The 14968-nt window shown below is 67.4% G+C and carries 10 protein-coding genes; 3 read left to right on the top strand and 7 right to left on the bottom strand.

Annotated features, from left to right (window positions below; translation table 11 throughout):
- Window positions 1–164 precede the first annotated feature (164 nt).
- Window positions 165–1109, top strand: a complete 945-nt coding sequence (locus YM304_RS10815) for a DUF6576 domain-containing protein (RefSeq protein ID WP_015441722.1) — start codon at window positions 165–167, stop codon at window positions 1107–1109.
- A 53-nt stretch (window positions 1110–1162) separates the two neighbouring features.
- On the opposite strand, the gene YM304_RS10810 is transcribed toward YM304_RS10815, so the two are convergent.
- From YM304_RS10810 to uvrA, 3 genes are all read right to left on the bottom strand, one after another.
- Complete coding sequence (locus tag YM304_RS10810; protein ID WP_015441721.1) at window positions 1163–2443, bottom strand: MFS transporter; 1281 nt, start codon at window positions 2441–2443, stop codon at window positions 1163–1165.
- A gap of 75 nt (window positions 2444–2518) precedes the next feature.
- On the bottom strand, window positions 2519–3694 hold the full coding sequence (locus YM304_RS10805) for a hypothetical protein (RefSeq protein WP_015441720.1): 1176 nt from the start codon (window positions 3692–3694) through the stop codon (window positions 2519–2521).
- Between the two features lie 158 nt (window positions 3695–3852).
- Window positions 3853–6801, bottom strand: coding sequence for an excinuclease ABC subunit UvrA (gene uvrA, locus YM304_RS10800; RefSeq protein ID WP_015441719.1), 2949 nt, complete (start codon window positions 6799–6801; stop codon window positions 3853–3855).
- A 196-nt stretch (window positions 6802–6997) separates the two neighbouring features.
- Here uvrA and YM304_RS22415 point away from each other — a divergent pair, with 196 nt between their 5' ends.
- Window positions 6998–9688, top strand: coding sequence for a glycerophosphodiester phosphodiesterase family protein (locus tag YM304_RS22415; RefSeq protein WP_051071399.1), 2691 nt, complete (start codon window positions 6998–7000; stop codon window positions 9686–9688).
- Between the two features lie 118 nt (window positions 9689–9806).
- Here the strand turns inward: YM304_RS22415 and YM304_RS10785 are convergent, their stop codons facing one another.
- Genes YM304_RS10785 through YM304_RS10775 form a run of 3 tightly spaced genes read right to left on the bottom strand, consistent with a single transcriptional unit; the run spans window position 9807 to window position 12672 of the window.
- Window positions 9807–10553, bottom strand: a complete 747-nt coding sequence (locus YM304_RS10785) for a polyphosphate polymerase domain-containing protein (RefSeq protein ID WP_015441716.1) — start codon at window positions 10551–10553, stop codon at window positions 9807–9809.
- Window positions 10550–11104 (bottom strand): DUF4956 domain-containing protein, encoded by a 555-nt coding sequence (locus tag YM304_RS10780; RefSeq protein WP_015441715.1) that lies wholly within the window; start codon window positions 11102–11104, stop codon window positions 10550–10552. The genes YM304_RS10785 and YM304_RS10780 overlap by 4 nt, the downstream gene beginning before the upstream one ends.
- Window positions 11104–12672, bottom strand: a complete 1569-nt coding sequence (locus YM304_RS10775) for a CotH kinase family protein (RefSeq protein ID WP_162142059.1) — start codon at window positions 12670–12672, stop codon at window positions 11104–11106. The genes YM304_RS10780 and YM304_RS10775 overlap by 1 nt, the downstream gene beginning before the upstream one ends.
- Window positions 12673–12839: 167 nt before the next feature.
- Here YM304_RS10775 and YM304_RS22410 point away from each other — a divergent pair, with 167 nt between their 5' ends.
- Entirely contained in the window at window positions 12840–13634 is a 795-nt protein-coding gene (locus YM304_RS22410; protein WP_015441713.1) for a GGDEF domain-containing protein, read from the top strand.
- 43 nt (window positions 13635–13677) lie between these two features.
- On the opposite strand, the gene YM304_RS10765 is transcribed toward YM304_RS22410, so the two are convergent.
- A complete protein-coding gene (locus tag YM304_RS10765; RefSeq protein WP_015441712.1) occupies window positions 13678–14793 on the bottom strand; it encodes an LOG family protein in 1116 nt (371 codons plus the stop codon).
- Between the last annotated feature and the right edge of the window lie 175 nt (window positions 14794–14968).

The raw sequence follows: 14968 nt of genomic DNA, 5'->3' as shown, positions 1-14968 counted from the left end.
GCGGTCGGCAGCGGTCGACGGCGGTCGCGCACTTCCCGACGGCTCGACGTTCGTCGGGCCGGAGTTGCGCGGCCGGACGTGATGGCGCAGCGACGGCGCACGCGGACGCGGTCATGGCGCAGTGGCGGCGGTCGAGCGAGATCGCCAGATACTGTTGCTGGCTGATGTCGCAGTACTTCTCCGCCATGTTCCGTCGCCGCCCGAACGAGGGGTGGTTCCGCGTCAGCCGCTACGACGCCACCACGGTCGACATCCTGTGTGCGCTCGCCGTGTTCTCGATGTTCGTCTACGGTGCCAGCCTCACGGCGTTCAGCAAGCTGCTCTTCTTCGCCCCCGACGTCCGCGAGAGCTTCCAGGTCTGGCGCCTGGTCACGTGGCCGATCGCCACCCAGCCCGAACTCTTCTCGCTGATCGGCGTCGTGTTCTTCTGGGTGTTCGGCCAGCAACTCGAAGGCCTGTTCGGCCGCAATCGGTTCCTCGCCTGGGTGCTCGGCGTCGCCCTCGTCCCGTCGGTGCTGCTGACCATCCTGGGCACGTTCTCCGACACGCTCGACTTCGGCAGTGTCAACTTTGGTCTGAGCACGCTGTTCCTGTGCGGTATCTGGGTGTACGCCGGCACGTACCCCAACGTCCGATGGTTCGAGATCATGCCGCTGTGGGGGCTCGCCGCGATCTTCACCGGCCTCAACCTGCTCCAGTACTCGGGCAACCGCGCCGGCGGTCAGATCATCTTCATGCTCTCGGCCATCGCTGCCGGGCTCAGCATCGGTCGTTCGCTCGGTCTCGCCACGGCGTGGCCGATCCCCCACGTTCCGCTCGGCGGTTCACCCGGCGCGTCGAGTGGCCGTCGTGGCGGTGGTGGTCGTGTGCCGAAACCCAAGAAGCGACCGAAGTCGCGCGATCTCGGGCCGCGTGTCGTCGAAGGCCCGTGGAAAGGTGCCGATCAGCCGGCGCCCACTGGTCCGCCGACCCGACCGCCGGCGTCGCCGGCCGACCAGGCCGAACTCGACGGTCTGCTCGACAAGATCGGCGGGCAGGGCATGGACGCGCTCTCGGGCGAAGAGAAGGCTCGCCTCAACGAACTCAGCAAGCGCCTGCGCAACCGCTGACCCCGACACGGCTCTGAGTCGCTGCGACTCGCGCCGCAGCACGCGCTCCGCGGTCAAGATGCGGTCGACGGTGCACGCGCCGCGGCGACCCACGCGGCCACCAGCAGGCAGCCGGCCAACACCGCCGCACCGTTTGCGAGCAGGTGGAATCCGAACGACTCCTTCACGAACCCGGAGCCGAACGCCGCAGTCGCGCCGCAGACGCTCATCGTCAGATCGGCGGTGCCCTGCACCTCCACCTTCGCCGCTGCGGGTACCGACCCGGTCAGCAGCGTCGAACCGGCGATGAGCCCGATGTTCCAGCCGAGTCCGAGGAAGAACAGCCCGACGAACATCAACGCCGGCACATAGCCCGCCATGACGGTGCTCACCGTTCCGAGCCCGAGCACGACCGCACCGAGCCGAATCGCCTGGTTCGTGCCGACGCGGTCGGTGAAACGGCCGACCACCGGGGCCAGGCCGTACATCCCCACGATGTGCAGCGCGATGACGTACGCCGACAAGTCGCCGTGGTCGTGGTCTTTCATGTGCGGCGGAGTCATCGTCATCACGCCGACCATCGCTGCCTGCGAGATCGCCATCGCCGCGAGCCCGAGTCGAGCGCCGGCCGACGACGCGATCACCGAACTCGACGTGCGGATCTGCTGGAGCGGCCTGACTCGCTGGGCGTCGGGGTCGACGGCGCCGAGCACCTCGAGCGGATCGGGCCGCAGCCGGACGGTGACGACCACTGCGGCGATGGCGAGCAACACGGCCCCCACGACGAACGGTCCCACCAACTCGTCGAGCCCGATGCCTCGCCCCAGCGCCTTCGCGGCCGGGGTCAGCAGCGGCCCGAACACCGCGCCGAGCGTGCCGACCCAGACGATCGCCGCGATCGCCGTGCCGGCGTGTTCGGGTTCGGCGAGGTCGGCGGCCACATAGCGCTGTTGCAGGGTTGCCGCCTGGCCCGCTCCGAACGCCACCATGCCGAGCAGGAAGATCGGGAACAGTCTGGTCTCGCCGCCCAGCGCGGCCACGCCGGCGCCGAGCGATCCGAGCAACAGCGCCCTCGCGAGCCCCGGCCGACGACCGCGACGACGCATGTAGGCCGCGAGTGGAATCGACGTCGCCGCGGCGCCGAGCGTGAACGAGGCACTCCCGAGCCCGGCGAGGCGGTCGGAGCCGAGCATGTCGCTCGCCAGCAGCGACACCACCGCGACCATCCCGGCCACCGCCGCCTGGCCCGGCACCTGCGCGAAGCGCAGTGACCACAGCGTGCGATGCTGCAGGCGCGCCCGCTCGGAGGGCTCGAGCGAACCGAACCCGGTGGAGATGTCGGCGCCGACGGTCACCGGCCGATCATTGCAGAGGTCGGCCCGACGCTCCCGGTCGGTTGGAGCGGCCGGCCGGCGGTACGGCGTCGCCGCTCAGACCCAGTAGCCAGTCACGTCGATCACGAAGTGGGTCGACCCGCCTCCTCCGGCGAACACGCTGACCTCACGATCGGAGAACACGCGCACGATGCTGCCGTTGTTGAGGATCTGCCCGCTCGCCGACCAGTTGATCGTGGCGGCGCTGAACGACGTGGCCGACGCGCCCGGCACGACCGACAGGAAGCCGCTGCCCGTCGTGTTGACGACGGCGACGTTGTACGCCACCGCGGTCGCTCCCTCCGGCACCAGCGCGCCGGTCGGCGCTCCGGTGGTGAGATCTCGCGACTGCGTGAGGTCGACCACCCGCTTCTCGCCACCGCTCAGTACGCCAGGGCTCGGTTGGGCCGAACGGGAGTCGTAGGCGCGCACCGGATCGATCGCACGGAATGCGCCGGGTTGTCCCGGACCTGCCACCTGTACCCAGGTGCCCGGTGTTCCGCCCACCGTGCAGAACCACAACTCGACGGCCAGCCCCGAATCGGAGGCGGCACGGACGTAGAACTCACCGCCGCGGTGGAACTCGGTCGACGACGTCGGCGGCACGAACGTGGTGGGCCCGAGCACCATCGCCGCGAGCTCGCCCGAGATCTCGGCGCCGTACGTGGCACCGTCGGCGCGCACCGCCGACCCCTGGTCCGACATCGCCCGCACGCCGAATGACTGTTGCCCCACCGCATGCCCGACCACGCCGGCGGCACCGGCCAGGACGGCGTCGGAGTCGACCACCGTGTCGGCTGCGTCGACGGTCGAGTAGCCGTACAGCCCATTGGGTTGCAAGGCGTTGGTGGTCATCGCCCCGACCGCCGCGCCCCTCTGTGCAGAACCCGTGTTGAACGAGTTGCCCGACTGGAACAGCATGCCCACCCCTTCGGCGGGGCCCGTGTAGTCGCTGCGCGTGGCCGTCGCTGTCGTGTTGGCCTGGCCGAGCGTGAGCGGCGACCCTGCCGCTGCGGCGGCGGGACGCCCGGCGACGACCGCCGCAGTGCCTCCGGCTGCTGCTGCCGCAGCAGCGCGCACCCATTGGCGGCGGCTGACTCCGCCGGTCTCCGGCGCGTCGGCTCGATCACGTGCTGCGGCTGGGGCTGCCGGCTCCCCGGCTTCGATGGCATCGAGACGGGCGGTCAACCGCTCGATTTCGGCACGGAGTGCGGTGACGGACGATTCGGACATCGGATGCTCCTCGGTTGGCGGGACACCGACGCTGTCACACCGCACCCGCTCGATGCTCCGAATATCCGACCGGCTGGCGCCGCGGTCGGCGATCGCCTCACCGCGTGGCGATCTCAGAATGTGTCAGACGCGGCGGCGACGATCGGCATCGTCGGCGGTCAGCCCGGCAGCAACTCGCGAAGGAAGTGCCCGGTGTGGCTCTCCTTCACCGTGGCGATGTGCTCGGGTGGCCCCTCGGCGACGATCGTGCCACCGCCCGACCCGCCGTTGGGGCCGAGGTCGATGATCCAGTCGGCCGTCTTGATCACGTCGAGGCTGTGTTCGATGACGAGCACCGTGTTGCCCTGATCGACGAGCCGCTGCAGCACGGTGAGCAGTCGGTTGACGTCGTCCATGTGCAACCCGGTCGTCGGCTCGTCGAGCAGATAGATCGTGTGGCCGGTCGACCGCTTCGCCAGTTCGGTGGCCAGCTTGACGCGCTGCGCCTCGCCACCCGACAACGTGGGCGCCGACTGACCGAGCCGGACGTAGCCGAGGCCGACGTCCATGAGTGTCTGCATGTAGCGAGCGATGCCGGGTTGGTTGGCGAAGAAGTCGACCGCTTCGGCGACCGGCATGTCGAGCACCTCGGCGATGTTCTTGCCCTTGAACTCGATGTCGAGTGTGTCTCGGTTGAACCGAGCGCCCTTGCAGACCTCGCACGGCACGTACACGTCGGGCAGGAAGTGCATCTCGATCTTGATCGTGCCGTCACCAGCACACGCTTCGCAGCGCCCGCCCTTGACGTTGAACGAGAAGCGTCCGGGCAGATACCCGCGGACCTTGGCCTCGTTGGTGCTCGAGTAGAGCTTGCGGATCTTGTCGAAAACGCCGGTGTAGGTGGCCGGGTTGGAGCGCGGCGTCCGGCCGATCGGTGACTGGTCCATGTCGATGACCTTGTCGAGGTGTTCGATGCCGTTGATGCGCTTGTGCTTGCCCGCCGGGATCTTCGACTTGTAGATCTTCGTCATCAGCACCGGCAGCAGGATGTCTCGGATGAGCGACGACTTGCCCGACCCCGACACACCCGTGACGCACACGAAGTTGCCGAGCGGGATCTGCACGTCGATGTTCTGCAGGTTGTGTTCGCGGGCCCCGACGATCTCGATGTGATCGAACGACTGTGAGCGACGTGCCTCCGGAACCGGCACCGACTTCTTGCCCGACAGGTACTGGCCGGTGATGGAGTCCTTGACCTTCTCGATGCCCTTGACCGGCCCCGAGTACACGACCTCTCCCCCGTGCTCGCCCGCACCGGGGCCGATGTCGACGATCCAGTCGGACTCGCGGATCGTCTCTTCGTCGTGCTCGACGACGATGACCGTGTTGCCGAGGTCGCGCAATCGCACCAAGGTGTCGATCAGGCGCTGGTTGTCGCGCTGGTGGAGTCCGATCGACGGTTCGTCGAGGACGTAGAGCGTGCCGACGAGTCCGGAACCGATCTGCGATGCCAGACGGATGCGTTGCGCTTCGCCGCCGGCGAGGGTGCCGGCCGAGCGAGACATGGTGAGGTAGTCGAGGCCGACGTCGAGGAGGAACCCGAGTCGGGCGTTGATCTCCTTCGTGACGCGCTCGGCGATCAGCCGCTCGCGTTCGCTGAGTTCGAGGTCGGCGAGGAACTTGGCCGAATCGGCGATCGACATGTCGCACACCTCGGAGATGTGCTTGCCGTTGATCGTGATCGCCAACGTGGCCGGCTTGAGGCGGGCGCCGTTGCACGCCGAGCACGCGACGAGACGCATGTAGCCCTCGTACTGCTCGCGGGCCCACTCGGAGTCGCTGCCTTCGTGGCGACGACGAAGCCACGGGATGACGCCTTCGTACTCGGTCTGGTACGAGCGGGAGCGTCCGTAGCGGTTCTTGTACTTGACGGTCATCTTGCCCTTCACCCCGTGCAGGATGAGCTTCTGGGCTTTGGCCGGCAGTTGATCCCATGGCGCGTCGAGGTCGATGTCGTTGACGTTGGCCACCGACTCGAGCATCCGCGTGAAGTACTGGGTGTGCGCGCTGCGCCACGGGGCGATCGCGCCGTCGGCGAGCGAGACGTCGCCGTCGGGGATGATCAACTCGGGGTCGACTTCGAAGGTGGTGCCGAGCCCGTCGCACTTCGCACACGCGCCGTACGGCGAGTTGAACGAGAAGTTTCGCGGCGCCGGCTCGTCGAAGCTGGTGTCGCACATCGGGCACGCGAGGTGCTGCGAGAACACGAGAACCTCGTTCTCACCCTCCCCGTCGCGCTTGACGATCTCGATCTCGGCGACGCCGTCGGCGAGCGTGAGCGCTTGTTCGAGCGAATCGGTGAGGCGCCGTTCGAGCCCTTCTTTGAGGACGAGACGGTCGACGACGACGGCGATCTTGTGGTTCTCGTACTTGGCCAGTCGTTCGTCGCGCTTGAGGAACTCGTCGATGTCGACGGTCTCGCCGTCGATGACCGCACGCACGTAGCCCTGACCAGAGAGGTCTTCGAGCAGCGTGTCGTATTCACCCTTGCGGCCACGCACGACGGGAGCGAGCACCTGGAACCTGACGCCCTCATCCATCGTGAGGATACGGTCGACGATCTGCTGCGGGGTCTGACGCTCCAACTCGATGCCGTGGTTGGGGCAGTGCTGCACCCCGATGCGGGCGTAGAGCAGTCGCAGGTAGTCGTAGACCTCGGTGATCGTGCCGACGGTCGAACGCGGGTTGCGTGACGCCGACTTCTGGTCGATCGAGATCGCCGGCGACAGCCCATCGATCACGTCGACGTCGGGCTTGTCCATCTGCCCGAGGAACTGGCGGGCGTAGGCGCTCAGCGATTCGACGTAGCGACGCTGACCTTCGGCGTAGATCGTGTCGAACGCCAGGCTCGACTTGCCCGACCCGGAGAGCCCGGTGAACACCACGAGCTTGTCGCGCGGGAGCTCGACGTTGACGTTCTTGAGGTTGTGCTCGCGTGCGCCTCGAACCGTGATCTGCGGTTCGTCGGACTTACGTTTCGCCGCCCGTTTCTTCGGGGCGGCCGCCTTCGCGGCGGGAGCTTTCTTGGCGACCTTCGTGGCGCTCGGTTCTGCGGGATTTCGAGCCATTGTCGTCAAATGCTAGCGAACATGTGTTCAGTTCGGGACGTGCCCAGCGGCGGGCGGGAGTGGCCCGTCTCCCGTTCGGCAGACGCTCACCACGGGTTCATCTCGCCGTCGGATGGGGTCCATGTGCCGTCGTTACGGTCCGCGACTCCACACCACACAACCGCTCCCCCGCCGGGAGCAAGGAGTCACTCGACCCATGAATCGAACCCCCCATCGCCTGCGGCGTGTCGCCGCCGGCGGACTCGCTGCCCTCGCTGCGGCATCGACGATCGTCGTCGCGTCATCGCCGACGACCGCCGCGCCAGGTGACGTGATCCTCACGGAGGACTTCTCCGGTGATGCGCTCCCGGCCGGTTGGCTCGCCGACGGCGATGCCGACTGGACCGTGCGCGACGGACGTCTGTACGGCCACACCGACAACGCGTACACCCCGTCGATCCTGACCTTCGGCGAGCATCGTGACAACGTCCGCATCGAAGCCACGATGCGCTTCGAAGACGTCGTCAACGCGAGTCGCTGGGCCGGCATCGTCACCGACGTGGCGCCGACCGGCGGAGCACCGTGGGCCCACGCCGTCATGCGGTCGGAGTCGACTGCGTCGAACGGCATCGAGTTCGCGATCCGCAACGCCGACGAGAGCTGGAACGTCACCGACGCCGGATCGGCTCCGGTCGACGCTGGTGTCGGCAACGACGTCGACGTGCGCATCGACATCCAGGGCGAGCGAGGCGCGTGGTACTTCGACGACGAGCTCGTGCTGTCGACGACGAGCGTCGAGCGCACCGACGCCGGCGTGCTCGGCTTCGTGATCGCCGGAGCGACGGTCAGCTTCGACGATCTCGTGGTGACCGAACTCGAACCGCTCGCCGATCCCGAGCCGGAACCGGAACCCGAACCGGAGCTCGTCAGGTTCGAGGAGACCTTCGACGGCGATTCGCTGCCCGAGGGGTGGACGCCGCTGGCCGGCGCGTGGTCGGTCGCCGACGGACGCCTCCGCCTCGACGAACCGTCGACGCAGGCCCGCATCACCTTCGGTCCGCACCTCGACAACTACCAGGCCGAGTTCACGCTGCGTTTCGAGTCGGTCAACAACGCATCCCGCTGGGCGGGGCTCATGACCGACGTCGCCGCCGATGGCAGCATCCCCTGGGCACAAGCCGTGATGCGTTCGCAGTCGACGGCCGGCAACGGCATCGAGTTCGCCTTGCGCAGCACGGGCGGCTGGAACGTGACCGACAAGAGTGGCGCACCTGCCGACGCTGCCACGGGCCGCGACGTGCAGGTGCGCATCGTGGCACAGGGCAGCACGGGCGAATGGTGGTTCGACGGACAACTCGTACTGACCACCACCCGCATCGAGCGGTCGGACGACGGCATCCTCGGCTTCATCGCCGACGGCGCCCGCGTCAGCATCGACGACGTGGTCGTTACCGAGCTCCCACCGCGCTCCCTGGTGCGCGACCCGGCGCTCGGGCCGATCACGATCGCCCACCGCGGCTACTCGTCGCTCGCACCGGAGAACACACTCGCCGCCGTCGAAGCCGCGCTCCGATCAGGCGCCGAGATGATCGAGATCGACACGTACACGAGTGCTGACGACGCCACCATCGTCATCCACGACAGCACCGTCGACCGCACCACCGACGGCACCGGCGCTGTCGACGCGCTGTCGAGCGCTCAGCTCGCCGAACTCGATGCCGGTTCGTGGTTCTCGTCGGCCTACGTCGACGAACCACTTCCGCACCTCGAGCAGGTGCTCGACCTCATCAAGGGCCGCGGCCCGACCCTGCTGCTCGAGATCAAGCCGGGTGCCTCGTACGACGAGACCGAGATGCAGCTGCAAGCGGTGCTCGATCGCGACATGGTCGACCAGGTCGTCGTGCAGAGCTTCGACGCACAGGTGATCCGCGACGCCAAGACGATCGCGCCGGAGATTCCCCGCGGTTTCCTGACCGGTTCGGTCAGCGGGGATCTCGTCGCCGTTGCGAACGAACTCGGTCTGTCGGCGTACAACCCGTCGGTGGGAGCCGTGCTCGGACGTCCGGAGGCCGTGGCCGAACTCAACGCCGCCGGGATCGCCGTGATGCCGTGGACGGTCGACGACGCCGGCACCTGGGCTCGCCTCGCCGAGATCGGCGTCGACGGAATCATCACCAACCGACCAGGTGAGCACATCGGCTTCCGCCAGGGTTCGCCGATCGACGTCACCGTCGTGGTGACCGAGCCCGGCCCGGATCCCGTCGCTCCTGCGGTGCGCGTCGAGCAGGCGAGCACGCAGGCCGACCCGGCCACCGAACAGCCCGTGCTCTTCGACGTCGTGTTCGCCGAGCCGGTCGTCGGATTCGGCACCGACGACGTGATCGTCGGTGGCTCCGCCGGGGCGACCTCGGTGTCGCTCGTGGAGTTGACCCCCGGCGTGCGGTACCGCGTTGCGGTCGAGGGCGCCACGGCGGATGGCACGGTCACCGTGTCGGTGCATGCCGATGCGGCGACGACCGCCACGGGTGTGGGCACGGCTGCGTCGACCTCGACCGACAACGACGTCACGGTCACGCTGCCTGAGCCCCTCGCCGAGTGTGCGGTCGAGTACGTGTTCGCCAACACCTGGCACAACGGGTTCATCGCCTCGGTCGAGTTGTCGAACACCGCCGACGAACCGATCGTCGGCTGGGAACTCGGCTGGAACTTCACCGCCGGCGAACGGCTCCGTGCCGGCTGGTTGGGCGACTTCAGCCAGGACGGGACCGCCGTGACGGTCGTGAACCCGGCCTGGGATCGCGTGGTCGATCCGGGCGAGACGGTCATCGCCCAGTTCATCGGCAAGAGCATCGACCCGCCGGTGGCTCCCACCACCTTCACCCTCGACGGGGTCACCTGCGGAGGCTGATCGGCCACCCCCGAACACCGTCTTCTCGATGACGATCCCCGGCACCTGGCGTCAGCGCCGTGGTGCCGGGGATCGTCGCGTCCGGGCTCGCGTCGGCGGACTCGTCGGGGTCGCCCAGTCAGGCGGCGAAGTACGTACGCAGCGTGCGGTGCCAGTGATTGGCAGGCAGCTCCGGGTCGATCGCTGCCCGCCCGGTGCAGTACTTGCTGATCGTCACGGGGCGGATGCCCTGCCGCCACAGCCACCGGTCGACGCTGCTCGACTCGCCGGTCGACTTGCACTCGACGATGACGCCGTCGAGCGACGACGCCGCCCCGTCGGGCGAGGTGCACACGAGATCGGTGTCGAATGTGAACCGCTCGTCGTCCCGATGACCGACGACGGTCGACCGAGCGAATCGCGTGACGAGCGTCGGAGCGAGCGTCGTCGTCGAGGAGAAGTCGACGATCTCGTCGATCCACCGCCGGGCCTCGTCGCTCAGCTCATACCGTCGGGAAGCGAGGTACTCCCGCCGATGCTTCACCGTGGCGCCGCGACCGTTCTTCGCCTTGATCTCGAGCATCGCCGTCTCGTCGCGCTGGTAGCGGCGAGTCCGCACCTTGAAACGACGCGGTCGCCGATGGGCGGTGTCGAGGTAGAGCGTGTGGTCGGGTGTGTCGAAGTAGACGGTCTCGTAGTCGATGACGCGCTCCTGGCCGATCTCGAGCACGGCGACGTCGCCGGCGAACGACCGCATGATCGCCGCGACCACGTCGACGTCGACGATGTACTTGCGGGTCGAGCGCGTCTGGAGTTCGGCCTGCTCGTTCAGTCGGTCGAGGTCGATCGGTTCGGCCCCGGCCATGGCGTCGGCGAGCGACATCATGCGTCGGCACCTCGAATCGAGTACCGCACGTCGACCACGGTCGTGTCGTTGACGAGGTTCACGCGACGCACCTTCATGCGATGCACGCGGCAGTCGAGCAGTTCCTCAAGTCGGCCGACGAGTTCGGCTTCGCTGGTGTACGCCCGGTCGAGGGTGACGACCTGGCTGCGGAGCGACGAGAACAGTCGCGGGTGGTCGCCGATGAACAGTGCGAGCACCAGGGCACCCATCAACACCGGAGAGACCCATGCCGGTTGCACGGAGATGCCGCCGATCAGCCCGAGCGCGAGCGCCGAGAAGTAGTAGACGATCTCTTCCTGGTCGAGTTCTTGAGAGCGAAGTCGGATGATCGAGAGCACGCCGAACAGGCCGAGTCCCAACCCTGCGGTGACCTCCGCCTTGGCGAGCACGGTGGCCACGGCCAGCACGCCGACGTTGATGCCGAGCAGCGCGGCGACCATGTCCTTGCGCCGATACCGCGGAAAGTACAACCCGAAGACGAGGAGCAGGATCGCGACCGCGTCGCAGGCGATGAGGGCTTGTTGGGTCATCAGTTCTCCAAGGCGATCGTGAGGTTCTCGGCCAGCGTGGCGAGCGCGGCCTTCCAGTTGTCGACGGTGAGGGCGTCGTCGAGTTCGGCCTGCTGCTCGACGACCACCGGTTCGATCTGCTCGGCCCACACGTCGAGTCGGTCGAGCAGGCGGTCGAGCGACAGCGGGCCGGTGAAGAGTTCACGTCGAACGCGCTCGTAGTCGTCCGCCAGCGACGACCAGGCTGCCACCAGGGGGTCGCACCCGGCAGACCGTTGCAGCAGGCCGAGTGGTCCGTACGCGAACGGTTGGCAGTCGCTACGTGTCGCACCCCACTCGTCGGCGATCGACGTGATCGGATTGACGTCGTCGACGAGGTTGTCGAAGGCGTTGTCGAGGTCCCACGGGATCAGGTGGAGCTTGCGCTCGGTCGGGTCTTCGTACCAGTAGAAGTTGTGCGGCTCGCACGGACCATCGAGGCAGTACCAGTGGAACGGCCCGTCTTCGTGGGCGATCGCTCGGTCGACGACCGCGTACGCGATGAAGGCGTCGAGATCGGTCCACCGGTCGATCACGTCGCGCGCTGCGTCGGGGTCGGTCACCGCGCCGCTGTCGAGGATGTCGGCTGCAAATGCACGGATGATGTCGGCGTCGGGGTCGTCGTCTTCGTTCGTCTCGAGCCCGTCGACGAACACGTCGTCGGGCTGCACGGTTCCGGTGTCGTCGAACGGCCACACCTCCTTGTAGACGTTGCCGGTGCCGTCGTCGAACCGGTCGCGGACGAGGCGTCCGTCGATCTGCTCGGTCATCGCGAACAGCCCGGCGAACTCGCCGTTGATCAGCAGGCGAGCGTGTGTCGAACGCGGTCCGGCCACGCCCGCCTGCTCGAACATCCAGTAGCCGAGCCGATCGTGCATCAACGTCGAGTCGAGGTTCATGGCGTGAAGCTGTACTCGTCGCAACCCGTAGAACTCGACCTTCTCGTTCAAGTTGATCTTGATCTTCATCGAGAGTTTGGAGCAGGTCTTCTCCCCCGACGGTCGTATCGGGTTCGGCCCCGAGGTGCATCCGAGGAAGCTGCCGATCGAGCCCTTGTACCGAATGCCGACGGCGTCGAGGGTCTCCCCCTCGAACGTGAGGCTTCCCTCGACGTATTCCTCAGCCGCAGGGTCGCCATCGAGGATGGCCAGATGCTCGTCGGGGATCGTCAGCTCGTACGTGTGGAGCAGATTCTGGTCGAACAGGTAGTCGGAGTCGCCGGTCTCCCACCGAGCACGCGGTCCGTCATCCGCCTCCGGTTCGTTTGCGGCGCTTTCCTGGGTGTCGTTCTCCGCTGCGGCGATCTCCTCGGTCGTGCTCTCGTCTGCCGAGCTGTCGTCGACGGGTTCATCTGCCCGAGGTGACGCATCGGCCTCCGGTTGCAGCTCGGTCTCGGTCAGGGCCTCGTCACCGGTGTCGGTTGCCGGCACCGAGGGGACCGACTCGCTCGACTCGTCGTCGGCACCACTGCACGCGACTCCGAGCACGGCGGACACGGCGAGCGCCCACGCCCACCGCTGCAACGCCGCTCGCTCGGAATGTCTCGACATCGATAGCACGTTCCCAGATCCGAGGGCCCGCTTCGACCCCATCGACATGTCGGTCCGCTGTTCGAAGGTGAACCGAAGATGAACTCAAGGTAGCCGCCCGGTATGAGGGGTGTCGGACACCACGTACCGAGCGCTTCAGACCGGGCGCCGAATGCCGATACCTGGTTGTGGGGTACGAGCTCTCAGGATTCCAGCAGCGACTCGCGCTGTGGCAACGCCGAAGCGGCACCGCCAAGGTCGTGCTCGTCTCGACCGCGTTCTCGTGCGTCGTCTCGTGCCTGCTCTGCTACTCGCTGATCTTCGGCGTCTACGGCATCGACGAAGCGCTCGACACCTACAACCTGGTGCTCATCCTCCCGTTCCTGATCCCGCTGATCGTCGCACCGCTGGTCAGCGTGCAGTTCGCCACGGCGCTCGGCACCGCATCGACGGTGATCGACGAACTCTCGGCAGCACGTCAGGATCTCGAGCAACTCGCGCGCCGCGACCCGCTCACCGGGCTCCTCAACCGACGAGGCTTCTTCGACGCCATGCGCGACCTGCACCCCACCGATGCCTCGTCGCTGTCGATCGCGATCGTCGATGTCGATCGGTTCAAACTCGTCAACGACACCTTCGGCCACGCGACCGGCGACGAGTTGCTCCGACAGGTCGCCGAGCGCCTGCAGCACGCTGCCGGGCCACGTGCAGTCGTCGCTCGCATCGGTGGAGACGAGTTCGCCGCCGCCGTGTTCGACCCGACCGCCCCCGACGAGCTGAGGGCGTCACTCGGCGACGTCGCGTTCGCTGCCCCCGACGGGTCGACGGCGCGGGCGCGCTGTTCGGTGGGTCTCGCCTTGCACTCCCCCGCTGCCAGCATCGACGCGACGCTCGGGCGTGCCGACGCCGACCTGTACCGAGAGAAGTCGCACGCGCCGACGACCAGGTCGGGCGAGCGACTCGACGGCCGCGCTCGAAGCTGACGCCGGCACGCGCTGCGCTGCCGACGACGAGCGGCTGCGCTGCTCAGACGTTCTGTGGCGGGTGGGCGACCAGGAACTCCATCGCCTCGGCCGCATCGTCGGCCACGCCGATGAGGGCTGCGTACGGGCGATCACCGGCGAGCTTGCGGAGCAGTGGTTCGGCCGGCAGGTCATCTCGCCAGAAGCCACTGTCGAGGAAGACCATCGGACTCACGTTGCCGAAGACCGCATAGTGGTTCTGTGTCGCGTCCTGGAACACTTCCTGCGTCGTCCCTGCGGCACCGGGCGAGAACACGACGCCTCGCGTGGCGATCGCCAGAAGACCGTCCTCGCGGATCGAGTTGGCGAAGTACTTGCCGACGAGCGTGGCGAACTGGTTCGTCGGCTCGTGTCCGTAGAACCACGTGGGCACGGCCAGGCTGGCTGCTCCGTCGGGGAACGCGTCGAGCACCGACTGCCCGGCGCGCAAGTACGGGTCGGCCTGGTGGAAGTCGGTCTCGATGGCAAGCAGCGTGAGCGCGGCGTCGAGCGCTTCGTCGGGGTACGGCGAGAGCCATGCACCGAGGTTGGCGGCTTCCATCGCGCCGGGGCCGCCGCCGGTCGCCACATGCCATCCTTCGCGCGACATCGCTCGCCCGAGCTCGGCAACGGTTCGGAACGCCGGGTCGGTCCGCGTCATCGAGTGGCCGCCCATCACTGCCACCACGTCAGGATGGCCATCCAGGTGTTCACCCAATGCGTCGTCGATCGCGTGATCGTGGAGGCGTTGCGCTAGTGCGTCGAGCACCGGAATGTTCGACCCCTTGTCGTGTCGTGAGGCCCAGCGATAGATCTTCGAATCGAGCGCGTCCTCGTCGAACGAGCGCGGGTCGCCCGGGATCCAACCATCGAGCAGTTCACCCTGTCCGTAGAGGCGCGGGCGATAGGGATCGAACGGCAGGTCGGGCAATCGGGGGAACACGACGGCACCGCTTCCGATCACGTGCTCGAGCGCTTCCCCGGTCAGCCGACAACCGAGGAAGGTCGCTCCGACGCAGCTCAACGACGTGATCACGTCGAGTCGTTCCGACAGGTCGACCCCTTGAACGATGACGCCGTCGAGACGCTCCGTCGTCTCGACGAACCGGTCGAACTCGGCCAGATCGTGCAGCTCGCGCATCGTCGCACCTTACGCACTGCACGCTGGGAGTCGGCCTGATCTTCGGTCTCGTCGTTCGGTCGACGAACAGTAAATCGTCAAGCCGAGACGCTGCGCCGCGGCCACCTGAACACGCTCTGCGTTCCTCTACCACACTCAGGAAGAACTGGCGCAAAAAAGTGCACAAAAGGGTCTG

Source organism: Ilumatobacter coccineus YM16-304 (assembly GCF_000348785.1).
Classification (GTDB): Bacteria; Actinomycetota; Acidimicrobiia; order Acidimicrobiales; family Ilumatobacteraceae; genus Ilumatobacter_A; species Ilumatobacter_A coccineus.
The sequence above is the reverse complement of the archived record's forward strand: the minus strand, read 5'-3'. Positions and strand labels throughout refer to the sequence as shown.